At 61.5% G+C, this 22,118-nt stretch carries 18 protein-coding genes and 1 pseudogene; 9 read left to right on the forward strand and 10 right to left on the reverse strand.

Going from position 1 to position 22,118, the window contains the following annotated elements; genetic code table 11:
- Positions 1-14: 14 nt before the first annotated feature.
- Complete coding sequence (locus ACW9H9_RS23190) at positions 15-1,373, reverse strand: alanine racemase (protein WP_457345949.1); 1,359 nt, start codon at positions 1,371-1,373, stop codon at positions 15-17.
- 33 nt (positions 1,374-1,406) lie between these two features.
- Positions 1,407-3,590 (reverse strand): TonB-dependent siderophore receptor, encoded by a 2,184-nt coding sequence (locus tag ACW9H9_RS23195; RefSeq protein WP_457345948.1) that lies wholly within the window; start codon positions 3,588-3,590, stop codon positions 1,407-1,409.
- Between the two features lie 241 nt (positions 3,591-3,831).
- On the opposite strand from ACW9H9_RS23195, the pseudogene ACW9H9_RS23200 reads away from it, so the two are divergent.
- A pseudogene (locus ACW9H9_RS23200) lies at positions 3,832-5,041 on the forward strand (HDOD domain-containing protein).
- An 18-nt stretch (positions 5,042-5,059) separates the two neighbouring features.
- Here ACW9H9_RS23200 and ACW9H9_RS23205 read toward each other — a convergent pair.
- Positions 5,060-6,055 carry a GGDEF domain-containing protein gene (locus ACW9H9_RS23205; RefSeq protein ID WP_457345947.1) on the reverse strand — a complete coding sequence of 332 codons (996 nt, stop codon included), beginning with the start codon at positions 6,053-6,055 and terminating at the stop codon, positions 5,060-5,062.
- A gap of 171 nt (positions 6,056-6,226) precedes the next feature.
- Entirely contained in the window at positions 6,227-7,411 is a 1,185-nt protein-coding gene (desA, locus tag ACW9H9_RS23210; protein ID WP_457345946.1) for a delta-9 fatty acid desaturase DesA, read from the reverse strand.
- 166 nt (positions 7,412-7,577) lie between these two features.
- On the opposite strand from desA, the gene dibA reads away from it, so the two are divergent.
- The 6 genes from dibA to ACW9H9_RS23240 all read left to right on the forward strand — a co-directional run bounded on the left by dibA (position 7,578) and on the right by ACW9H9_RS23240 (position 13,816).
- Positions 7,578-9,485 carry a phosphodiesterase DibA gene (dibA, locus tag ACW9H9_RS23215; protein ID WP_457345944.1) on the forward strand — a complete coding sequence of 636 codons (1,908 nt, stop codon included), beginning with the start codon at positions 7,578-7,580 and terminating at the stop codon, positions 9,483-9,485.
- A gap of 208 nt (positions 9,486-9,693) precedes the next feature.
- The gene (gene oscA / locus ACW9H9_RS23220; RefSeq protein ID WP_003170956.1) at positions 9,694-9,876 is read left to right on the forward strand and encodes a sulfur starvation response protein OscA; all 183 of its coding nucleotides are present in this window, start codon (positions 9,694-9,696) and stop codon (positions 9,874-9,876) included.
- Positions 9,877-9,952: 76 nt separating this feature from the next.
- Entirely contained in the window at positions 9,953-10,963 is a 1,011-nt protein-coding gene (locus ACW9H9_RS23225; RefSeq protein ID WP_457345943.1) for a sulfate ABC transporter substrate-binding protein, read from the forward strand.
- 164 nt (positions 10,964-11,127) lie between these two features.
- Positions 11,128-11,946 (forward strand): sulfate ABC transporter permease subunit CysT, encoded by an 819-nt coding sequence (cysT, locus tag ACW9H9_RS23230; protein ID WP_457345941.1) that lies wholly within the window; start codon positions 11,128-11,130, stop codon positions 11,944-11,946.
- 13 nt (positions 11,947-11,959) lie between these two features.
- On the forward strand, positions 11,960-12,832 hold the full coding sequence (gene cysW / locus ACW9H9_RS23235; protein ID WP_457345940.1) for a sulfate ABC transporter permease subunit CysW: 873 nt from the start codon (positions 11,960-11,962) through the stop codon (positions 12,830-12,832).
- Between the two features lie 3 nt (positions 12,833-12,835).
- A complete protein-coding gene (locus ACW9H9_RS23240; RefSeq protein WP_457345938.1) occupies positions 12,836-13,816 on the forward strand; it encodes a sulfate/molybdate ABC transporter ATP-binding protein in 981 nt (326 codons plus the stop codon).
- 61 nt (positions 13,817-13,877) lie between these two features.
- On the opposite strand, the gene ACW9H9_RS23245 is transcribed toward ACW9H9_RS23240, so the two are convergent.
- Positions 13,878-14,402, reverse strand: a complete 525-nt coding sequence (locus ACW9H9_RS23245) for an Mpo1 family 2-hydroxy fatty acid dioxygenase (protein ID WP_457345936.1) — start codon at positions 14,400-14,402, stop codon at positions 13,878-13,880.
- 83 nt (positions 14,403-14,485) lie between these two features.
- Here ACW9H9_RS23245 and ACW9H9_RS23250 point away from each other — a divergent pair, with 83 nt between their 5' ends.
- Complete coding sequence (locus ACW9H9_RS23250) at positions 14,486-15,172, forward strand: Crp/Fnr family transcriptional regulator (RefSeq protein ID WP_457345935.1); 687 nt, start codon at positions 14,486-14,488, stop codon at positions 15,170-15,172.
- A 51-nt stretch (positions 15,173-15,223) separates the two neighbouring features.
- Here the strand turns inward: ACW9H9_RS23250 and ACW9H9_RS23255 are convergent, their stop codons facing one another.
- The 5 genes from ACW9H9_RS23255 to ACW9H9_RS23275 form a co-directional block, all read right to left on the reverse strand.
- Entirely contained in the window at positions 15,224-15,979 is a 756-nt protein-coding gene (locus ACW9H9_RS23255; protein WP_457345933.1) for a hypothetical protein, read from the reverse strand.
- 93 nt (positions 15,980-16,072) lie between these two features.
- Positions 16,073-16,828: a hypothetical protein gene (locus tag ACW9H9_RS23260; RefSeq protein ID WP_457345932.1), complete on the reverse strand. Its 756-nt coding sequence runs from the start codon at positions 16,826-16,828 to the stop codon at positions 16,073-16,075.
- Positions 16,822-18,150, reverse strand: coding sequence for a toxin VasX (locus ACW9H9_RS23265; protein ID WP_457370440.1), 1,329 nt, complete (start codon positions 18,148-18,150; stop codon positions 16,822-16,824). The genes ACW9H9_RS23260 and ACW9H9_RS23265 overlap by 7 nt, the downstream gene beginning before the upstream one ends.
- Before the next feature lie 281 nt (positions 18,151-18,431).
- Complete coding sequence (locus ACW9H9_RS23270; RefSeq protein WP_457346507.1) at positions 18,432-19,247, reverse strand: ABC transporter ATP-binding protein; 816 nt, start codon at positions 19,245-19,247, stop codon at positions 18,432-18,434.
- Positions 19,244-20,842: an ABC transporter permease gene (locus ACW9H9_RS23275; protein WP_457346508.1), complete on the reverse strand. Its 1,599-nt coding sequence runs from the start codon at positions 20,840-20,842 to the stop codon at positions 19,244-19,246. Before ACW9H9_RS23275 ends, ACW9H9_RS23270 begins: the two co-directional genes overlap by 4 nt.
- Before the next feature lie 285 nt (positions 20,843-21,127).
- On the opposite strand from ACW9H9_RS23275, the gene ACW9H9_RS23280 reads away from it, so the two are divergent.
- Positions 21,128-22,114, forward strand: a complete 987-nt coding sequence (locus ACW9H9_RS23280) for an ABC transporter substrate-binding protein (protein WP_457346510.1) — start codon at positions 21,128-21,130, stop codon at positions 22,112-22,114.
- Positions 22,115-22,118: the final 4 nt, after the last annotated feature.

Raw genomic sequence — 22,118 nt, forward strand, 5'->3', positions numbered from 1 at the left:
GATGGCCCGCGCGTTCAGGCCAGGTGGTCCAGCTTCCAGTGAAGGTGGGGGGGGTGCAGTTGCACCGCGACTTTTTGCGGCAGCGCCACCCCATGGAAAGGCGATTCGTTGGAGTCCATCTGATAGCCCGCCGTGTTGAGGTAAATCAGCAGGTCGCCCGCGCGCAGCGGATGGCTGAAGGTGAGCTTGCGCCAGGTCAGCATGTCGCCGTCCAGGCAGCTCGCCCCGCCAATGCAGGCCACGAAGGGCTCGGGCGGGCGTGGTGATACGGGCAACAGCAGGGGCTCGGGCAGAAACTCGCTGTTAAACCACTGTTCGGACAGGCTCAGGCTGCTGCCCTGGACCGTCACGTGGGCATAGCCATCGGTGGCATGCCGGTCCTTTACGCCCTGCACCCGGAACACGCTCATGCCCGCCTGGTCCAGAAGCGCGCGGCCCGGCTCGATGATCAGGCTCACGCCATGGGCCCGGGCCTTGTGCGCCAGGTCGTGGCGACCTTCCACCACCGTGGTGAGCACATCGTGCAGCGCTTCGGCACCGCCACGCGGTGAGCCATAGGGGTAAAAGCCCTGGAAGGTCTTATGCCCGTGGTAGTGCTCGGGGCGGTCTTGCGCGGTGAAGGTCTGCCAGTGTTGCGGGGCCACGTAACCCACGGCAAATCCACCCCCCATGTTGACTTGGCGGCAGGTGCTCAACCCCCTGCGGTGGCAGAGGTCGATCAAGTGGCTGGCGGTGCGCGCGCGCTCTTGCGTGCTGTAGCCGCTGAGGTGGAAGGCGAACCCCTCGACGCGCAGCCGGTCGCGGTGGGCCCGGCAGTATGCCAGCGCCCGCTCGCACTCGACGTCGGTGAGGCCGAAGCGGCTGTGGGCCTGGCTGTCAGGGCGGTAGCGCAGCAGCAGGCGCGCCGGGACAGACAGGGTTTGAGCCAGGTGATGCACGCCGTCGAGTTCGTTCAGCGAGTCGATGGCCACCTGGCTCTGGTGGGCCAGGCCAAGTCTGAGAAGCGTTTCGCTTTTGTGCGGGCCAGAAAGGCCGATCTGGCGCCCGGTGATGCCCGCGGCCAATGACTTTTCCAGCTCTGCCACACTGGCAACATCCACGCCGATGCCATATTCCCGGCAGGCTCTGACAAAGCTGTCGGCTTTGTTGGCTTTTTTGGCGAACAGCAGCCGGCCGGGCACGCGAGCTTGTTTGAACACCTGCTGAAAGGCCTCGATATTGGTCCCCATGATCTGCGGGAATACCAGGTGCAGGGGCGAGCCCAGACTCTCCACCAATTGATGCAGCGCGCGTGGGTGCTGGGCCAGCCATTGTTCGATCAAAGGGTGCCGCAGGCTGGGCAAGCCACTGTTTGCGGGGTGAACCGGCGTCATTGTCGCGTTCCTTGTGCGGTGCGAAGGTGTGGCTCAGAACTCGAACTTGGCCGAGAGAAACACTTCACGCTCACGCCCGACCTCCAGCCCGCCCTGGTAGTAGGTGCTGGCGTAGTAGTACTTGTCGGTCAGGTTGTTACCGTGCAGGCGGTACGTCACGGGTGTGCTGCCCAGCCGGGTGCGGTAGCTGGCGCCAGCGTCGAGCAGGGTGTAGCTGGAGATGTAGCCGCTGTTTTGCGCATCCACCGGCCGGCTCCCGACGTAGCTCAGGGTGCTGTCGAGCGACAGGCCCGCCACGGCGGGCACGTTGTAATGAGCACTCAGCGCGCCTTTCCACTTCGGCACGCCTTCACTGCGGTTGCCGCGCACGGCGGCATCGTCCACCCCCACCAGGCGCGTGGCCAGGTACGCCGCGTTGCCACTGAGGGTCAGGTCATCGGTCACGCGGTCGGACACCGTCAATTCGACGCCCCGGTGGTGGTACTCGCCGTTGCTGACAAAGGTGTTGTGGCTGTCCAGGTAACTGGCCTTGCGCCGGATATCGAACACCGCCACGCCCGCATCGAGGCGCTGCGCGACTTCCCACTTGAGGCCCACTTCGTACTGCTGCGACTCGATGGCGTCGGTAGGCTGGTTGCCGTTGGTGGCGTTGTAGGGCGCGTAGTCGCCTTTTTCAAAGCCCCGAGAGTAACTGATGTACGTCATCAGGCTTGGTAGCGGGCGGTAGATCAGCGCGGTGCTGGGCACGAACACGTTGTGGCTTTGCGAAGGCGCGACCGCCGACAGGTGCTCGGCGCGGTACTCGATGTAACGTCCGCCCAGCATCACCTGAAACTGCTCACTCAGCGTGATGAGATCGCTGGCAAAGAGCGAGCTTTCCTTGATGGTGGACACAAACTCGGTGGCCTGTTTGGGGCCAAAGTGCCATTTCTTCGGGTTGACGGGGTTGAGGATATTGCCCACCGAAACGTCCGTGACGCGGCGGCCTTCGTCGCGGCTGTCGACGGCGTCCCAAAACGGGCTGCGGTCCTTGAATTGCTTGTAGCCCAGGCCGAAAAACACGTCGTGGTCGATTTGCGCGGTGCTGAACTTGCCTGCCAGGTAGGACTGCAGTGACCACGTGCTGAAGACTTCGCCCCGGGACACGTAGTAGTCGGCGTAACCGATATCGCCATTGGGCTGGATGTCGAACAGGTCGTTGTAGCCACCGTGGCGTTCCGCCCTGGAATAGTTGCCCTGGGTGATGGAGGTCCAGTTGTCGTCCAGGTTCAGCTCGAACCGGGCATCGAGGTTGGCGCCTTCGGTCTGGTGGCGGAACCAGGAGCCGGTCAGCAAGTCGCGACGGTTGATCTTGGGCGGGCGCACGTAACTGGAGGCGTCCAGCGGGTTGGCGCGACCGCGCTGATCGGCCCGCAGCAAGGGGTCGGCCACCGTGGACTTCCACGACCAGTCGGTGTTGAGTTGCAGCAGTGCACGGTCGCTGAGGCGAAAGTCGGTGGCCAGGGCGATGAACTTGCGTTCCATGTCGCGGGCATGGTTGTAGTCGCCGTTTTTCTCATAGCCAGCATTGAGCCGGTAGCCGATGGCGCCGTCATTGAGCGCGTTGCTGGTGTCGATGGCCACATAGCGGCCAAGCAGCGACGAGCCTTGCAGGGTCACGTCCAGCAATGGCTTGAGGGTGGGGCGCTTGAGGACATAGTTGATGGTGCCGCCCGGGGAGTTGAACCCGTACAGGAACCCCGAAGGGCCTTTGAGTACATCGATGCGCTCGATGTTTTCCAGGGGCACATCGTGATGCGGCGCCAGGGCCAGGCCGTCGCGGCGAATAGTGTTGAAGTTGTCCATGGCGAAGCCGCGCAGGCGCAAATTATCAAAACCGCTGCCGGCCGAGGCGCTGAGGACCGAAGGGTCCAGGCTCAACACATCGACGGCGGTGCGTGCCGAACGATTGGCAATGGTCGAGGCCTTGTAACTCTGGATGGCCAGGGGGATGTCCATCGGGTCCTTGGCGCCGAAGCCTCCGGCGTTGACCTCAAAGGCCGCGTTCAACGGCTGCGCGGTGACGCTGATGGGGCTGAGTTCGGTGGCCGACTCTTCGCGTTCGCGCTCCTCGCCCCGCTCGCGGGCTTCGCTGACGGGCAGCAGGCCCAATGCACAAATCAGACCGGTGGCCAGCAGGGGCACAAGCCCAACGGAGGTTTCCCGCAAGTCGTTCATCGTCAATCCCTTGATGCACCAGCGTGCTGATGCGGAGTTTAAATTTTGAGAATCGTTATCAATAGATACATTATAACATTTGGTTTTGCCTGGCAATGTCCGGCTAAAACGGCTGGGTTATCCGGGCTGCGGGCGCGTAAAAGTGCTCAAGCACAGGCTTTTGCACCTATTTGAGGGATTTTTCCTGTATCAACCGGACGTGTTTGACTAAGGTGCAAGCATCGCGTGTGGAGTGTCCTGGATGACTGCTGTTGATTTACCCGCTGTACCCCGTGTGTTGATCGCCGAGGCGGACCCTTGGTCGCGGGACCTGCTCAAGCAGGTATTGTTGAATGTGCGCTGCGATGCCCGCCTGGACGTGTGCGGCGATGGCCAGCAGGCCGCTGCGCTGCTACGCGATAAACCCTACGACTTGATCATCGCCGACTGGGAACTGCCCGGCGTCGATGGCCTGAGCCTGCTGCGCAGCGTGCGCCAGCGCAAGCGCACGCCCTTGTTGCCGTTCATCCTGCTGAGTGCACGCAACGACAGCGCCAGTGTGCGCGAGGCCCTGCCGCTGGCGCCCACGGCGTACCTGACCAAACCGCTGAACATGGAAGGCCTGACCCAACGCCTGCAAGACCTGCTGCTTAACGAGGGCGAGACGGTCTACTGCGAAGTGCCGGCCCTCGCGCCGGGCGTGACGTTGCCGGTGTTTCTGGAGCGCCACCGCGAAGCCTCCGACGGCGCGCCGCTGCGGGTGGACGTGAAGGCGGCCGTGCAACACAGCCTGACCCCGGAAGGCCTGGACCTTGGCCGCCTGGAAGACCAGGTGCGCGCCGACCCGCAGATCACCGCCGTGCTGATCGCCGCCGCCAACAGCGCCGGGCATCACGGCTCGCCGGTGCAGACCTTGGCCATGGCCCTGCACAAGCTGGCGGCCGGGCAGAGCATGAACCTGATCCTGGGCCTGGCGCTCAAGCACAATGTGGTGCTGACCGACCCTGGCCTGGCCGATTACGCCGAGCGTTACTGGGTACTGTCCCAAGCCACTGCCGACTACGCCCGCAGCCTGGCGCGCCTGCTGGAGCTGGATCACGAACGCTGCTACAGCGCCGGCATCCTGCACCGGCTGGGTGACCTGGCGTTGTTGCGCTGCCTGGCGGCGTGGCACCAGGGGGGGCGGGGCCTTGGATGACGCGGCCATCGGCGAAGCCCTCGACACCTTTGGCGCGGCCTATGGCTCCGCCCTGCGTACCCGCTGGCGCTTGCCGTTGGAGTTGCGCCAGTTGATCGCCGCGCTCTATTCGCTGGACGGCGGGGTGTATTCGCGTGAAGCGCTGGTGGTGAACCTGGCGGCGCAGATGGCGCACTTGACCGAGCACGAAGGGCTGGAGGGCCTGGCCACGGGCAAGACGGCGCGGTTGCTCAAGGTAGGCCTGTCGGAATTGACGCGGGTGCGCCAGCGCTGACGCCCGCGGCGGCGCGGCTCAGCCCGCGACCACGCGGTTTTTGCCCTGGCGCTTGGCTTCGTACATCGCGGCGTCCGCCCGGGCGAACAGGTGGTCGAGTGTCTGGTCGTGCGGGGTCAGGCTGGCCAGGCCCTGGCTGACGGTCACGCCGTACCGCTGGCCATCGCTGCTGAAGCGTTGCTGCGCAATCTCGTGGCCCAGGCGCTCGGCCACTTGCCGGGCCATGTCGGGTGAACACCCCGGCAGTACGGCGGCGAACTCTTCGCCGCCGATACGCCCGAACAAGTCACCCCGGCGCAACACCGTGCGGCCGACGTCGGCGATGCGGCGCAGCACTTCATCGCCCTCCAGGTGGCCGTAGGTGTCGTTGACGCCTTTGAAGTCATCGATGTCCAGCAACAAAAACGCCAGCGGGATGTCCTGGGCGCACGCCCGGTCGAACTCATGGTGGGCGCATTCAAAAAAATAGCGGCGATTGCTGCTACGGGTCAGCACGTCGGTGGTGGCCAGGCGCTGCAGTTCTAGCTCCAGCTGCTTTTTGTCGGTGATGTCCTCGGCCATGCCCACCACGATCACCGGCTGCCCGGGTTGGGCCTGCTGGTTGATGTAGCACTTGTCGCTCAGCCAGCGAACGTGCCCCTCGGTGGTGATGATGCGGTATTCACGGTCTTCCACCGCGCCGGTTTCCAGTACCTGGGCCAGGCTGTCTTCGGCGTAGTCGAGGTCGTCGGGGTGGATGCTGTCGCGCCATTGCCGGTGATCGGCCAGCAGCAGGTCGACCGGGCGGCCAAAAATGCGCTCGTAGGCCGGGCTGACATACAGCACGCGACGGGTGTCCCATTCGACCGCCCACAACGCGGCGTTCACGCTCACCAGCAGGGCGCTGAGCAGCTGTTCGCGCTCGCTCAAGCGCTCCACTTCGTCCCGGGCCTGCATCAATGCCAGCAAGGTAGTGGCGGCGGCCGGGCGCGCGGGCTCCAGGTCGGACGTGGGCAGGGTGTGTTCGTGGGCCATCGGTACAACTCTCTCGGGGCGGACCGCAAGGGCGGCAGCAGTTGCAACAAGGGCCGCCATGATGGCGAAGTGTTGCTTGAGAGGGGGGATTTGCAGCGAAGTTCCGTGTGGGGGGCGCCCAGCTAATGGCGTCAAAAACCGGTGGCGCGGGGGCGAACCCCCGCGCCAGGGTCAGGCCGAGGCAGGTCGCAGCGAATAGGTTTTCAACTGCCCGGCGAAGTCACGCAGGGACTGAATCCCGCTGGCCTCGGCTTCGTGTACCCATTCTTTGATGGCGGCCAGCATGTCGTGGCCGTTGCTGCTGGTCTTGACCCAGATCTGTTGCAGCGCCAGGCGCTTTTCATAGATCACCTTCAGGGCCTGGCTGTGTTCGAGCATGCTCTGGATACGCACGTGGTGGCGGTCATCGAGCAGGCTGGTTTCCCGCGAGAGCAGGCGCTTGGCGCGGTGGAACTGGTGGCGCACCGAGTGATCGACCTTGTCCAGCTCCTGCTTGACCAGCGGGCCGATCACCAACTTGCGGTACTGGGCCATGATCTGGAAGCGGTTGTTGAGGATGGCCATGGCGGTGTCCATGTCCAGGTGGCCCTTGCCCTCCACCCGGTGGGCGATGGGCGCCACGCGCTGCACCTTGGCCAGGCGCAGGAAGCTGAGCACCTTGATCCAGGCCCAACCCATGTCGAACTCCCATTTTTTTACCGACAGCTTGGCGGAGTTGGGGTAGGTGTGATGGTTGTTATGCAGCTCCTCGCCGCCCACGATGATGCCCCACGGGATCAGGTTGGTCGCCGCGTCCCGGCATTCGAAGTTGCGGTAACCGAACGCATGGCCCAGGCCGTTGATCACGCCTGCGGCCCAGAACGGGATCCACATCATCTGGATCGCCCAGATGGTGATGCCGATGGTGCCGAACAGCAGCAGGTCGATGACGGCCATGAAGACCACGCCCAGCAATGGGTACGGGGTGTAGAGCTTGCGCTCGATCCCGTCTTCGGGGCAGTTCTTGCCGTAGATGCGCAGGGTTTCCGGGTTCTCGGCCTCGGCGCGGTACAGCTCGGCGCCTTTGCGCATCACCGTGGACAGGCCCTTGATCACCGGGCTGTGAGGGTCGTCGAGGGTTTCGCACTTGGCGTGGTGTTTGCGGTGGATGGCGGTCCATTCGCGGGTGTTCTGGCCGGTGGTCAGCCACAGCCAGAAGCGGAAGAAGTGTTTCAGGCCACCGTTGAGCTCCAGGGAGCGGTGGGCCGAATAACGATGCAGATAAACCGTGACCGAAACGATGGTCACGTGGGTCATCAACAGCGTGACTGCCACCAGTTGCCAGGCGGACAGATCAAGAAAACCGTTGTACCACATAGGCTGTATGGCCCTCAGATAAAGAAAAAAACAGCTCACGCATTATCACTAAGCCTGCCGAGAAAACCAGCCACCCTTTCAGATAGAAGTGACGGGATGTTTCTTATTCTATAATCCGCAACCTTTGTAGGGCGAATCTGCTTTTTGAGTAAGGATTACTGAGCATATGGGGTTTTCATACCGGAGTGCCCTGAGAGCAGGGCTGGTATATCTGTTGGTTTCCATCGTGTGGCTTCAGCTCAGCCATCAAGTTTTGATCAACTTTTTCGATGACCCGGCCCAGTTAAGCCGTTGGCTGCAACTGCGCGGCTACTTGTGGGTGAGCCTCAGTGCCTGCGCAGTGGTGGTGTTGTGCGCCCGCAGCGCGCGTGCAAACCAGGCCCGCCAACCCCTCAAGGAAAACCGCGAGCGCCTGCGCCAGGCCGCCGCCGTGTTTGATTGCACCCGGGAAGGTGTGCTGGTCACCGACGCCCGGGGGCTGATCGTGCACGTCAACCGCGCGTTTATCGAGATCACCGGTTACCGGCAGGAAGACGTACTGGGCCGCGAGCCAAGCGTGTTCAAGTCAGGCCGCCACCCCACCAGCTTTTACCAGCAGATGTTCCAGACCCTGGCGCAGCAGGGCGAGTGGAGCGGCGAGATCTGGAACCGTCGCAAAAGCGGCGAGGTGTACCCCCAGTGGCAGACCATCCGGTTGATCCACGATGACCAGGGCCAACCCAGCCACTACGTGGCGGTGTTTTCCGACATCAGCGCCATCAAGCATTCCGAGCACGAGCTGGCGCACCTGGCCCACCACGACCCACTCACCGACCTGCCCAACCGCCTACTGTTCACCGACCGCGCCGAGCAGGCGCTGGCTTCGGCGCAACTGCAAAAGCGCGGCTGCGCCTTGCTGCTGTTGGACCTGGACCACTTCAAGATCATCAACGACAGCCTGGGCCATAACGTGGGCGACCAGTTGCTCAAGGCCGTGGCCGAGCGCCTGCAAGGCCTGTTTGGTGCAGGCGTGACCCTGGCGCGGCTGGGCGGCGATGAATTCGCGGTGCTGGTGGAAAATTGCCCGCAGCTCGGGCAGGCAGCGGCCCAGGCGGAATGCATCCTGACGGCGATGAAACAGCCGTTCATATTTGACGGTCATCAGCTGTTTATCAGCGCCAGCATCGGCATCAGCCTGTTTCCCGGCGACGCGCTGAGCGCCGAGCAACTGCTGCGCAACGCCGACTCGGCGCTGTTCAAGGCCAAGAGCGCGGGCCGCGAAAGCTACGCGCTGTACACCGAAGAACTCACCGCCCACGCCCAGCACCGCGTGGAAATCGCCAGTGAACTGCGTCGTGCCTTGGAGCAACAGGAACTGCGCGTGTACTACCAACCCGTGCACGACCTGCGCAGCGGGCGCATGGTCGGCGTCGAAGCCCTGGTGCGCTGGCAGCACCCCGAGCGCGGCCTGGTGCCGCCGGGCGACTTTATCCCCATCGCCGAACGCACTGGCCTCATTGCCCAGATCGACGCCTGGGTCATGGACCAGGCCTGCCGCCAGATGGGCCAGTGGCTGGCCGCCGGTGCGCCGCTGGATTTTCTGGCGGTGAACGTGTCCAGCCGCCTGTTTGCCCGACGGGCGTTATACGACCAGGTGGCCCGCGTGCTGCACGACACCGGCCTGGATCCCGCGTTTCTTGAGTTGGAAGTCACCGAGAGCGCGGTGATGGACGACCCCGAAGTGGCCCTGGAACAGCTGCACCGCCTGCGGGACCTGGGCCTGCGCCTGGCCATCGATGACTTTGGCACCGGTTACTCCTCGCTGCTGCGCCTCAAGCGCTTGCCGGTGCAAAAACTCAAGATCGACCAGGGTTTTGTCGCGGGCCTGCCGGGGGATGAAGACGATGTTGCGATTGTGCGCGTCGTCATCGCCCTGGCGCAGAGCATGGGCCTGCAAGTGCACGCCGAAGGCATCGAGCAAATGGCGCAAGCGCGCTTTTTACTCGATCAGCACTGCGACCTGGGCCAAGGCTACGGGTTCGGCCGCCCTGTGCCCGCCGCCGAGCTGGATTGGACCCATATTCCACGCTACTGAAGGCCTGGGGGGAGCGTTCCCTGGCAGCGCGAGGCCGGGGTTTGCCCGGCCCATTCACGCGCAACCCCGCGTCCTGCCACAAAATTCTTTCCAGTTATATAAACATTCTTAAATAGTATTTTTAAGAATATCCGCGCTTATCTACTATCGCTCCCACGCCGTAAGCAGTGCCGCCACTGCCAGGCACTTCCCATTTCAGGAGCACACCATGAGCGCATCTCTACGTAGCGTTGACGGCCAGGACGAAGCAGCCATTTTGCGCGAGATCCAGAGCGCATTGCGCGATCTGCGCTTTGGTGCGGTGGAAATCACTGTGCACAACGCCCAAGTGGTACAGATCGAACGCAAAGAAAAATTCCGCCTGCAAAACCCTGGCAACAAGCCAAGCTGAGTAACACCGGCGATTTGAAACTGAACTCGCACCTATAAGAAAAAAGCCAACACCCCCAGCATTCCAGGAGCCTTCCATGTCGTCGATTCGCCGTTACGCCCTCGCTGCACTGGCCAGTGCCGTGTTTGCCGGTTCTGCTGTTGCCAAGGATTACGAGCTGCTCAACGTCTCGTACGACCCGACCCGTGAGCTGTACCAGGACTACAACGCTGAGTTCACCAGCTTCTGGAAACAGTCCCACCCGGGCGACAATGTCAAAATCCAGCAATCGCACGGCGGTTCGGGCAAGCAAGGCCGTGCGGTGATCGATGGCCTGCGCGCCGACGTCGTGACCCTGGCCCTGGCCGGTGACATCGACGAAATCGCCAAGCTGGGCAAGACCCTGCCGGAAAACTGGCAAACCCGCCTGCCGGACGCCAGCACCCCGTACACCTCGACCATCGTGTTCCTGGTGCGCAAGGGCAACCCTAAAGGCATCAAGGACTGGGGCGACCTGATCAAGAAAGACGTGTCGGTCATCACGCCCAACCCGAAAACCTCCGGCGGTGCGCGCTGGAACTTCCTCGCCGCGTGGGCCTATGGCCTCAAGTCCGGCGGCAGCGAAGCCAAGGCCCAGGAGTACGTGAAAGAGCTGTTCCAGCACGTTCCTGTGCTGGACACCGGTGCCCGCGGCTCCACCATCACCTTTGTGAACAACGGTCAGGGTGACGTGTTGCTGGCCTGGGAAAACGAAGCTTTCCTGGCCCAGCAAGAAGACGGCGGCGCTGACAAATTCGACATCGTCGTGCCTTCGCTGTCGATCCTCGCCGAGCCGCCTGTAGCGGTGGTGGACAAGAACGCCGAGAAAAAAGGCAACACCGAGATCGCTACCGAATACCTCAAGCACCTGTACAGCCCGGCTGGCCAGGAGATCGCCGCAAAGAATTTCTACCGCCCACGTGATGAAAACGTCGCGGCCAAATACGCCAAGCAGTTCCCTAAACTGGAACTGGTGACTATCGACAAAGACTTCGGCGGCTGGAAAACTGCCCAACCGAAATTCTTCAACGACGGTGGCGTGTTCGACCAGATCTACACGGCGCAGTAAGCAACACGACCTGCAGGAACGCGCTGCCCGGTTGGCGCTGGTTGCCTGCGAGAGCATCACCTGGGTGTGACTGACACCCCTCGGAACGCTCATCGCAAGCAAGCCAGCACCCACAGGGCGGCGCGTTCTTGCAGTGGCCTCTACCCCGCTAACCAAGGACTCTTATGTCGCGTCGTATCTCCCCCGTCATACCCGGCTTCGGGCTGACGCTGGGCTACACCGTGGTGTACCTCAGCCTCATCGTACTCATCCCGCTGGCGGCGATGTTTGTACACGCCGCGCAGCTTACCTGGGACCAGTTCTGGACCATTATCTCGGCACCGCGGGTGCTGGCGGCGTTGAAGCTCAGCTTCGGCACGGCGTTGTACGCCGCCATCATCAACGGCGTGATCGGGACGCTGCTGGCCTGGGTGCTGGTGCGCTACACGTTTCCCGGTCGCAAGGTGATCGACGCGATGATCGACCTGCCGTTCGCCCTGCCCACGGCCGTGGCCGGTATTGCGTTGACCGCGCTGTACACCCCGACGGGCCTGGTGGGGCAGTTCGCCACGGACCTGGGGTTCAAGATCGCCTATACCCCGCTCGGCATCACCCTGGCCCTCACCTTCGTGACGCTGCCGTTCGTGGTGCGCACCGTGCAGCCGGTACTGGCCGACATCCCCAGGGAAATCGAAGAAGCCGCCGCCTGCCTGGGCGCCAAGCCGTTGCAAGTGTTCCGCTACATCCTGGTGCCAGCGCTGCTGCCCGCCTGGTTGACCGGCTTTGCGCTGGCCTTCGCCCGGGGCGTGGGTGAGTACGGCTCGGTGATTTTCATCGCGGGCAACATGCCGATGAAAACCGAGATCCTGCCGCTGCTGATCATGGTCAAACTCGATCAGTACGACTACCACGGCGCCACGTCCATCGGCGTGTTGATGCTGGTGGTTTCCTTTGTCCTGCTGCTGCTGATCAACTTGCTGCAGCGGCGCATCGAACACCCTTAAGGAGGCGCGGAACATGTCCCAATCGTCTATTTCCGCCGCGTCTTCGGCCAACGCTGCCCGCCGCGGCAGTGTGGTGTCGCGGCGTATCCTGATCAGCCTTGGCTGGCTGGTGTTCGCGCTGTTTCTGTTGTTGCCGCTGTTTATCGTGGTGTCCCAAGGCCTGAAAAACGGCCTGGGTGCGTTCTTTACCGCCATCCTTGAGCCCGACGCGCTGTCGGCGCTCAAGCTCACGGTGATCGCGGTGGTGATCTCGGTGCCGCTCAACGTGGTGTTCGGGGTCAGCGCCGCCTGGTGCGTGAGCAAGTACTCGTTCCGGGGCAAAAGCATCCTGGTGACGCTGATCGACTTGCCGTTCTCGGTGTCGCCGGTGATCGCAGGCCTGGTCTACGTGCTGATGTTCGGCGCGCAAGGCTTCTTTGGCCCGTGGCTGGCGGACCATGACATCCAGATCGTGTTTGCCCTGCCGGGCATTGTGCTGGCGACCATCTTCGTGACCGTGCCGTTCGTGGCCCGCGAGCTGATCCCGCTGATGCAAGAGCAAGGCACTCAGGAAGAAGAAGCCGCGCGCCTGCTGGGTGCCAACGGCTGGCAGATGTTCTGGCACGTCACCGTACCCAACATCAAGTGGGGCCTGATCTACGGCGTGGTGCTGTGTACCGCGCGGGCCATGGGCGAATTCGGCGCGGTGTCGGTGGTGTCCGGCCACATCCGCGGCGTGACCAACACCCTGCCGCTGCACGTCGAGATTCTCTACAACGAATACAACCACGTTGCCGCGTTTGCGGTGGCGAGCCTGTTGCTGATCCTGGCGCTCTTCATCCTGCTGCTCAAGCAGTGGAGCGAGAACCGTATCAATCGCCTGCGCGCTAGCAGCGGTGAGGAATAAGTCATGTCCATCGAAGTCCGTAACGTCAGCAAGAATTTCAACGCCTTCAAGGCTCTGAACAGCATCAACCTGGACATCCACAGCGGCGAGCTGGTGGCGCTGCTGGGCCCGTCCGGCTGCGGCAAGACCACGCTGTTGCGCATCATTGCCGGCCTGGAAACCCCGGATGACGGCAGCATCGTGTTCCACGGCGAAGACGTGTCGGGGCATGACGTGCGCGATCGCAACGTCGGGTTTGTGTTCCAGCACTACGCGCTGTTTCGCCACATGACCGTGTTCGACAACGTCGCCTTCGGCCTGCGCATGAAGCCCAAAAACCAGCGCCCCAGCGAAACCCAGATCGCCAGCAAAGTGCACGAGCTGCTGAACATGGTGCAACTGGACTGGCTGTCGGACCGCTACCCGGAACAACTCTCCGGCGGCCAGCGCCAGCGTATCGCCCTGGCCCGTGCGCTGGCGGTGGAGCCCAAGGTGCTGCTGCTGGACGAACCCTTCGGCGCCCTCGACGCCAAGGTGCGTAAAGAGCTGCGCCGCTGGCTGGCGCGCCTGCACGAAGACATCAACCTGACCTCGGTGTTTGTGACCCACGACCAGGAAGAAGCCATGGAAGTGGCCGACCGCATCGTGGTGATGAACAAGGGTGTGATCGAGCAGATCGGCTCACCGGGCGAGGTGTACGAGAATCCGGCGAGTGATTTTGTGTACCACTTCCTCGGCGACTCCAACCGCCTGCACCTGGGCGAGGACAAGCACGTGCTGTTCCGTCCGCACGAGGTGTCGTTGTCGCGCCATGAACTGGAAGATCACCATGCCGCCGAAGTGCGGGATATCCGGCCGTTGGGCGCAACCACGCGGGTGACGTTGAAAGTGGAAGGCCAAAGCGAGTTGATCGAAGCCGAGGTCGTGAAAGATCACGACAGCCTCACGGGCCTGGCGCGTGGCGAAACCTTGTTCTTCAAGCCTAAGGTCTGGCAAAAGGCCTGATCTTCAGCATGTTCGGTGGGAGCGGGCGTGCCCGTTCCCATCGTTGAAACCCTGCCAACCGTTACACCGTGGCGTTCTTGACCTGCACGGCCACCGGCCCTGCGCGCTCCTCGATCTGCTGTTTGAGCGCATGGCGCAGCCCGAGCAAAAACGCCAGCTCTGCCACCACAAACAACGGCCCTACGATGAGCCCCGACAGGTCATCGACAAATGCCGGTTTGCGGCCCTCGTAGTAATGCCCGACGAACTGGATCACCCAGCCCACCACAAACAGCCCTAACCCGCTGCTCAGCCACACCAGCGTGCTTTGCGCCGCCAAGGCGTGCCCGGCCCACACCGACAGGCCCATCAGCACGCTCATCAACACGCCGAGCGCCCGCTCCAGGCGCAGGTAAAACACGCACGAAAACAGCGCCAGCACCACTGCTGGCGAGAGCCAGAGCCCGGCCACGGTCCATTCGGGGCGTGACAAAAGCACGGCCACCGCCACCACGATCATCGGAATGCCGACGAAATGGCTGGCGATATTGCGCGGGTCACGGTGGTAGGCGGCGTATTGGCTGAGGTGGTCGACGAGGCTTTTCATTGTTGTTCCTCCTGTAGGATGGTTCATCATGCCCTGTCAGAATTTGGCGAACTGTCAGCTGGGCGACAATCTTCGGAGTTCTCATGGACGCAGAGAAATGGCACGCGCGCCTGGCGCTGGGGCACTGGTACAGCCACTTGCCAGCCCCTTTGCAGCATAGCCTGCTGACCCACGCCCGCTTGCGCCAACTGACGGCAGGCCAAACCCTGTTCAAACGCGGCGACCCGCCCTGCGGGCTGTACGCGGTACTGGAGGGCACCCTGCGCATCAGCGCGGTGAGCGAGCAAGGCAAGGAGGCCGTGCTGAGCCTGGTGGAGTTGCCCTACTGGTTTGGCGAAATCTGCCTGTTCGACGGCCTGCCCCGCACCCACGACGCCAGCGCCGTGGGCCCGTGCACGCTGTTGCAGGTGCCACACCAGGCGATGCTCGGCATTCTCGACGCCACGCCGCGTTACTGGCGTGACGTGGCGTTATTGATGAGCCAGAAACTGCGCCTGAGCTTTATCGGCCTCGAACAACTGAGCCTCATGCCCGCCTCGATGCGCCTGGCACACCGGCTGTTGATGATTGCCGAAGGCTATGGCGACATCGAACAGGCCCGGCGGGTGTTGCAGTTGCCCCAAGAGGACCTGGCGGCGATGTTGAGCCTGTCACGCCAAACCACCAATGCGCTGCTCAAGGACTTGCAGGCCCAGGGGGTGGTGCGGTTGGGGTATGGCGAGATTGAAATTCTTGATGTGTATCGCCTCAAGGCGATTGCCCAGACTTGATGGGGCACCGCTTTATGTGCAGTCGATGTAAACGCTTGTGTTGTTTAAGGCTTAATCCGTGCTCATGGGGACGTTGACCTTTGCTCTGATGAAAGGGGTATCAGGGGGTAGATAAGGCTTGATGAGGTTGGCGACAGATTCTTTTTGTTTTCTTTTGCAGAAAATATTGAGGCTTCCGGTTGTTTTGTAATCATCACCTTTCAGGGTGAGGCTGTACTTCAAGTCAACTACCTCCCGGTTAGTAGCAATGGCGAGCTGTGTAAAATCTTGCCATTTAAACGCATAGTAATGGTACTCGGTGTGCAGGTCCTGAAACCGCTTGGAATTAGCCATTGAGAGGTACATCAAACCCATGCCACCTGGACCGATTAATGCCCCGAGCAAGAAAGCCGGATCAAGGGTGGCTAGAAAAACAAATAGGATGGCGGTTATACCGGTGAACCATTTTAAAAAGGTTAATACCCATTTTTGGAAGTCTTTCCATTTGCAGAATTCAACGCCTGAATGAGTAATCCGGCAAGCAAAATTTATACACTGGTGAGTCATGCTTGAGATTATAGATAGCGCAATTGAAAAATAGAGAATGCAAGATAATATGCGCCAAGGCTGACTCATTCCCTTATAAGCAGCGTACAATATGACCGCGCTGCCGAGCGTCAATGCCGCCATAAAAATGAACATACCGTTGGCAATCGCTGTATTGTAATTTCGTGCCCGGATTGTCCATGCCAGCAGTTCCGGTTCATCTGCATCCTCCCATCGCAGTTGCGGTGGGAGGGTGAGAGGTTTTTTAAAGTCAAATAGCATCTGATTCCATTTTTATTTTGTGCAGGGTGATCTAATTATGCTGGCTGCACCTTTTAAAAGGTACGATAAAGGCGGTCCGCATAATATTCATATTTAGTCGGTGCTCAGGGGGACGTTGACATGTGCTTTGATGAAAAGAACGTCAGAAGACAGATAAGGTTTGATAAAGTTGGCGACAGTTTCTTTTTGTTTTATTTTGCAGAAGACATTAAGGCTTCCGGTTGTTTTATAATCGTCTCCTTTCAGGATGAGGCTGTACTTCAAGTCAACTGCCTCCCGGTTAGTAGCAATGGCGAGTTGTGTAAAATCTTGCCATTTAAACGCATGGTAATGGTACTCGGTGTGTAGCTCCTGAAACCTTTTGGAATTAGCCATTGAGAGATACATCAAACCCATGCCACCTGGGCCGATTAATGCCCCGAGCAAAAAAGCCGGATCAAGGGTGGCTAGAAAAACAAATAGGATGGCGGTTATACCGGTGAACCATTTTAAAAAGGTTAATACCCATTTTGGGAAGTCTTTCCATTCGCAGAATTCAACGCCTGAATGAGTCATCCGGTAGGCAAAATTTGTTCGTTGATGGGTGATGGATGATAGGGTCAGCAATAGGAGAGTAAAAAAAGATAAGCTCACAATGATTTGCATCAAGTGACTTTCACGCGGGGCAGGAAATAAGTAAATGATATAGGCGGCGCCTGCAGTTAAGAGGGCCATAAAAGCAAACATGCCATTGGCCACACATGTATTGTAATTACGCGCCCGGATAGTCCAACCCAATAACACTCGCTCGTCTGTGTATTCCCAGCGGAGCTGAGGGGGGAGGTTGAGAGGCTTATTAAAGTTTAACATTGGCTGGCCTGGGCTTCATTGCAGGTGTCGTGGTAGATCGCTTCGGCGTTGGGGTCCAGTTGGTTGAGCCAGGTGACGAGGTCGTCCTCACTTCGCTGGCAATGGTTGCGCAACCGCTGCGCCTGGAGGGTGGTCTGCCTCAGGTAGGTTTGCACCTCGTCAAAACGCACGTCTTCACGCCAGAGCCGTTTGGCGTTCCAGTCCTGGAGTGCGGCTTGCCATTTCTCTCTGTCGGGCAGGTGGCCCCAGGTTGTCTTGAACACCGCCTGCGCGGCAGACAGGGTCGGCATGGCCCCGATATCCACCAGTCCGGCCTCGGCAAACCCCGCCAGGTCCTTGCCTCGCTCGATGTCATCGTGAGTCGTGAGCAGTGTGTAGAGGTCGTCGGTATAAGCCTGCCGTTGGACCGGGTCTTTTATCGATGCAGGGATAAACGGGTCGGTGTCGAAACCACACAGGTTCTGCACCGCAAAAGCACTTTGTAATGCGTGCTGATGTGTCGCCTCAAACTCGCTTTGCTCCATCAACCGCCCCGCCAGGTTCATGCCCAGGTCATCAAGCATGGCCAGCGGGTCATCCAGGGCGATGAACAGTGCGGTGTCCTGCTCGGGCACATTACCGCGCACCAGGGCTTCGTCGAACGCGGCCTTGAACGGTGCTTCGGCGTCGCTGGCCTGGGTCGGGAGCAGCGTGCTGGCGAACGTGGGGGCGCTGCCATCGGCAGTCAGAATATCCGCCACGCTTTTGCCCAGTTCGGTAATAAGCGCTCCGTGCGCAACGGTGCCGTTGGCGCAAAATGCCGGGAGGTCCACGCTTCGCATCCAGCGGGTTTGTTCGGGGGTGCTGTGGCGCATCAGTTCACACAGGCGCCAGGTCCATTGCACCGGGGAGTAGGCGATGCGCAGTTGGCTGCGGCGTGGGTAGAGCAGGTACGGATGGCTTCCACCGGGGTTGTGGCGCACATCCGTGTTCAACTGGCTGTCGGTCCAGAGGTGGCGGGTGAACAGCCGGCCGCTGACCTGGTACTCATGAAAGGTCTGGTCGACGCCGTTGTACACATACACCCAACCATCGCGCAGTTGGCGCAGGGTGTAGCTGCGGGTTTTCAGGGTGGGTGGTGTGTTTGACCAGCCTTTGGGGAGAGGATGAGGCCCTTGGTTATCGCCCTTGTGCAACGGCGACTCGTCCAGCGCATAACGCACGGGAAACAGGGCGACCTCTGCCGCCATCAAGGCGCACTGCCCCATGCCCATCGGGGCGTTGGTGAAGGCCTGGTTGCGCCTGGCCCTGCTCAGTTGGGCATCGGTGATGGGCGGGTTCATCGCACTTCCTTGCTTATTTCGATGTCGGGGAAGTCATCGTCCAATCAAACTTCGTGCCATGTTATTTATTGTTATAAAGAACAGTTAGTTGAAAAATATTATGTATCCATATGTTATTTTCAGGAGGCGAAATAGGAAAAAGTGCGCAAGAAGTTGCGCACTGCTGTGCAACTTCTTGCGCACTTGCCTGGGAGTCTTTATGAGCATGGCCTGCCTAAATGTATGCACAGGGTTATCCACATTTTAGTGCGCAACTAGTTGCGCATAATGGCCGCCAGCCATCAACAGGCAATAAACGCCAACGGCAAATCACGAATCTGCGCCCTGACCGGCGGCTGATACTGACCGTCCCCCGTCAACGCATGCAGCAGTTCCTCGCGCAGCGCATGAAAATCAAAATGGCTGCGCTGGCGCGGGTGCGCCAGGGGGATGTTCACCACCTGCTTGATGCGCCCCGGACGGGGCTCCATCACCACCACGCGGTCGGCCAGGAAAATCGCTTCTTCCACATCGTGGGTCACCAGAATCGTGGTGATTTTGGCGCGCGTACGAATCGCCAGCAACTCGTCCTGCATCTGCTGGCGAGTGAGGGCGTCGAGGGCGCCGAAAGGTTCGTCCAGCAGCAGAATGCGCGGGCTCGCCACCAGGCCCCGGGCAATCGCCACCCGTTGCGCCATGCCGCCGGAGAGTTGGTGTGGATAGGCGCGGGCGAACGGCGTGAGGCCCACCAGTTCGATGAATTGCGCGATGCGTTGCTGGCGCTCGGGCGCACTCAACGGCTCGTTGACCAGCCCCAGGCCGATGTTGTCTTGCACGGTCAGCCACGGGAACAGGCGGTGCTCCTGGAACACGATGCCGCATGCGTTGCCGATTCCGGTGACGGCGTTGCCGTCTACGCGGATCTGGCCGTCAAACTGGGTGTCCAGGCCGACTAGCAAGCGCAGCAAGGTGGATTTGCCGCAACCGCTGGAACCGACGATGGCGACGAATTCGCCCTCGGCGATGTCCAGGTTGAAGGTGTCGATGGCCTGCAGTTCAACGCCGTCGACGTCGAAGGTTTTGCCCACGTTGTTGAAGCTGACGATAGGTGCGTTCATGCGTGTCTCCAGCGGGTGGCGCGGGTTTCGATGCGTTGGCCCGCCAGGTTGAGCGCAGCGCCGGTGAGGCCCACCAGCAGCATGCCGGCCAGGATCAGGTCCATGCGCAGCAGCTGTTGCGCGCCGATCATCAGGCTGCCGATGCCGCCGTTGGACGGCATGAAATATTCCGCGCCAATAGTGCCCAGCCACGCATAAATCAGGCTCAGGCGCAGCCCGGCGAAAATCCCCGGGGCCGCGCCCGGCAGCACCAGCCTGCGCAAGCGCTGGCCCAGGCTCAGGCGCAGCACCCGGGCGGCTTCGTTCAGTTGAGGCGACAGGTTGAGCACGCTGCGTTGAGTGGCGACAAACAGCGGGAAAAACGCCGCGAGGGCGATAAACACCCATTTGGCCAACTCCCCCAGGCCGAACCAGGCGGTGAGCAGCGGCACCCAGGCAAAAATCGCGATCTGGCGCAGGGCCGCCAACGTGGGCCCGAGTACGCGCTCACAACGTGGCGACAGCCCCAGCAGCAAGCCCAGCGCAAACCCCAACCCGCCGCCCAGCACCAGCCCGCCCAGCGTGCGGGTCAGGCTCAGGCCCAGGGCGCCGCTCAAACTGCCATCGGCCAGGCCTGTGGCGGCAGTGCCCAGCACGGTCCAGGGGCTGACAAGGATGTTCGGGTCGACCCATTCGCGTTGCGTAGCCACCTGCCACAGCCCCAGCAGGCCGACGGGCAGCAGCCACGGTTGCAGGCGTTGCCAACCGTGATAGGGCGGCCCGCGACGAATCTGCGCCGTGGCCGGATGGGGCCAGTGCACCCACTGGCGGTCCAGCCAGCCGATGCCGCGGTCCAGCGTCACGCCCAGCACGCCGATGACCAGAATGCACACAAAGACGATATCGAGCATGAACAGCTGCCGGGCCCACACCATCAAGTAGCCGATGCCCTCGCTGGAGGCGAGCAACTCCACCGCCAGCAACGAAGTCCAGCCCGCCGCCAGCGCCAGGCGCACACCGGCCATGAACGCTGGCAGGGCGGCGGGCAGGATCAGGCGGCGGATCAATAAAAGCGTGGGCAGGCGCAGCACCCGCGCGGCTTCGCGCAGGCCCGGCTGGGCGTCGCGCACGCCCACCAGTGTGTGCAGCGTCACCGGCACCACGATGGCCTTGACCAGCACCACCCACTTGAGGGTTTCGCCAATGCCGAAAAACACCATGAACAGCGGGATCCACGCCAGCGTCGGCACCTGCGCCAACGCGCTGAACGTGGGCAGCACCCAACGCTCGGCGCGGCGGCTCAAACCCAGCAGCGCGCCCAACAACGCCCCGGCGCCGATGCCTGACAGCAGGCCCCAGCCCAACCGTTGCAGGCTGATCGCCAAGTGGCCCCACAACTCGCCACCCGCCAGCTCCACGGCGCTGTGCCACACCAGCAAAGGCGCCGGCAGGATTTGCTCGCTCATCCAATGATTGCGGCTGGCCAGCCACCACACGACAAACAACGCCAGCGGCAGCAACCAGGGCACCAGCCGCTGGCCTGCGTTTGGCCAGCGGGGCTTGAGACCTTGGGCAGGCGGCGCCAGCGGCAGGCTCAGCAGCGAAATTCGGGCCATGGATGACCTCCGTTGTCCGGTGGGCGTTATGCTTTTTTAGCCTTATAAAAACTCAATCCATACGATTGAGGGATAAGAAAAGCCATTTAAAGCGTCGGCCCTCCCTGCATCCAATGCATTTGGAGAATATTTTCGATGCTGCTGATGCATGGCCCCACAGGCTGGGCGCCTGACTGCCCATAGTCATAAAAGTTATTAAATTGTGAATTTATAGTATTTAAAGTTTTTAACGCGTTGTGCCTATTTTTCTGCTCCCGGCCATCCCCCTCAAGGAGCACTCCCCTCATGAAGCAGCCGTTCAAACACCTGATCACCTTGTTTGCAGGCACCGCGCTGGCGGGCCTGGTGCACGCCGCCGACCTAAAGGAAATCCGCATCGCCGTTCCCGACCTCAGCGCCGGGGCCCAGCACAGTGGCACCGGGATCGTGGACGTGCTGCGCGACCAGCAGGTGTTCGAAAAGGCCTTTGCCGACCAGGGCATCAAGATCCAGTGGAATTTCTTCAAGGGCGCCGGGCCCGTCATCAACGAAGCGTTCGCCAATGGCCAGGTAGACCTGGCTTACCTGGGCGACCTGGCCGCCATCATCGGCAAGGCCAATGGCGTCGACACCCGCTTGCTCAGCGCCAGCGCCCGGGACGTGAAGCAATACCTGGGCGTGGTGCCGGGGTCGGGCATCAAGACCCTGCAAGACCTCAAGGGCAAACGCGTGGCGGTGTTTCGCGGCACCGCCAGCCAGCTGTCGTTCGATGCTGCGCTGGCCAGCCAGGGCCTGAGCGAGAAGGACCTGAAGGTGATCAACCTGGACTTCAACGCGGCGGTTGCCGCACTGGCCGCCAAACAGATCGACGCCACGTGGGGCAGCTCCGGCCTGACCGCGTTGCAAGCCAAGGGCCTGGCCGAGATACCGCTGAACACCAAAGACCTGGGCGGCGCGGGCAGCATTCAGAGTGTGCTGGTGGGCAGCGGCAAGTTTGTCGACGAGCACCCGCAGGCGGTGGCAAAACTGCTCAAGGCCCAGCAACAGGCGGTGCAGTGGTTGACCGATGACGCCAACAAACCCGCTTACATTCAGCTGGTGTCGGGGCTGGCGAGTTACCCGCCGGCCATCCTGACCGATGACTTGAAAGACCAGGCATTCAGCGCGGTGTTCCCCTCGACCCTGGACCCGGTGTTTCTCACCCGCTTGCAAGGCAAAGTGGACCTGGCCTCGCAGCAGCGCTTGATCCGCAAGGGCTTTGCGGTCAGTGACTGGGTGGCCCCGGGCCTGTAAGACG

The organism is Pseudomonas sp. SDO5215_S409 (genome assembly GCF_054071325.1).

Bases quoted from the DNA above. Each gene is read 5' to 3' on its own strand.
- cysT (WP_457345941.1), top strand. From the start codon at position 11,128: ATGTCGCGTCGTATCTCCCCCGTCATACCCGGCTTCGGGCTGACGCTG.
- ACW9H9_RS23255 (WP_457345933.1), bottom strand. From the start codon at position 15,979: ATGCTATTTGACTTTAAAAAACCTCTCACCCTCCCACCGCAACTGCGA.
- ACW9H9_RS23245 (WP_457345936.1), bottom strand. From the start codon at position 14,402: ATGAAAAGCCTCGTCGACCACCTCAGCCAATACGCCGCCTACCACCGT.
- ACW9H9_RS23280 (WP_457346510.1), top strand. From the start codon at position 21,128: ATGAAGCAGCCGTTCAAACACCTGATCACCTTGTTTGCAGGCACCGCG.
- ACW9H9_RS23190 (WP_457345949.1), bottom strand. From the start codon at position 1,373: ATGACGCCGGTTCACCCCGCAAACAGTGGCTTGCCCAGCCTGCGGCAC.
- cysW (WP_457345940.1), top strand. From the start codon at position 11,960: ATGTCCCAATCGTCTATTTCCGCCGCGTCTTCGGCCAACGCTGCCCGC.
- oscA (WP_003170956.1), top strand. From the start codon at position 9,694: ATGAGCGCATCTCTACGTAGCGTTGACGGCCAGGACGAAGCAGCCATT.
- ACW9H9_RS23225 (WP_457345943.1), top strand. From the start codon at position 9,953: ATGTCGTCGATTCGCCGTTACGCCCTCGCTGCACTGGCCAGTGCCGTG.
- ACW9H9_RS23205 (WP_457345947.1), bottom strand. From the start codon at position 6,055: ATGGCCCACGAACACACCCTGCCCACGTCCGACCTGGAGCCCGCGCGC.
- ACW9H9_RS23270 (WP_457346507.1), bottom strand. From the start codon at position 19,247: ATGAACGCACCTATCGTCAGCTTCAACAACGTGGGCAAAACCTTCGAC.
- dibA (WP_457345944.1), top strand. From the start codon at position 7,578: ATGGGGTTTTCATACCGGAGTGCCCTGAGAGCAGGGCTGGTATATCTG.
- desA (WP_457345946.1), bottom strand. From the start codon at position 7,411: ATGTGGTACAACGGTTTTCTTGATCTGTCCGCCTGGCAACTGGTGGCA.
- ACW9H9_RS23265 (WP_457370440.1), bottom strand. From the start codon at position 18,150: ATGAACCCGCCCATCACCGATGCCCAACTGAGCAGGGCCAGGCGCAAC.
- ACW9H9_RS23250 (WP_457345935.1), top strand. From the start codon at position 14,486: ATGGACGCAGAGAAATGGCACGCGCGCCTGGCGCTGGGGCACTGGTAC.
- ACW9H9_RS23275 (WP_457346508.1), bottom strand. From the start codon at position 20,842: ATGGCCCGAATTTCGCTGCTGAGCCTGCCGCTGGCGCCGCCTGCCCAA.
- ACW9H9_RS23260 (WP_457345932.1), bottom strand. From the start codon at position 16,828: ATGTTAAACTTTAATAAGCCTCTCAACCTCCCCCCTCAGCTCCGCTGG.
- ACW9H9_RS23195 (WP_457345948.1), bottom strand. From the start codon at position 3,590: ATGAACGACTTGCGGGAAACCTCCGTTGGGCTTGTGCCCCTGCTGGCC.
- ACW9H9_RS23240 (WP_457345938.1), top strand. From the start codon at position 12,836: ATGTCCATCGAAGTCCGTAACGTCAGCAAGAATTTCAACGCCTTCAAG.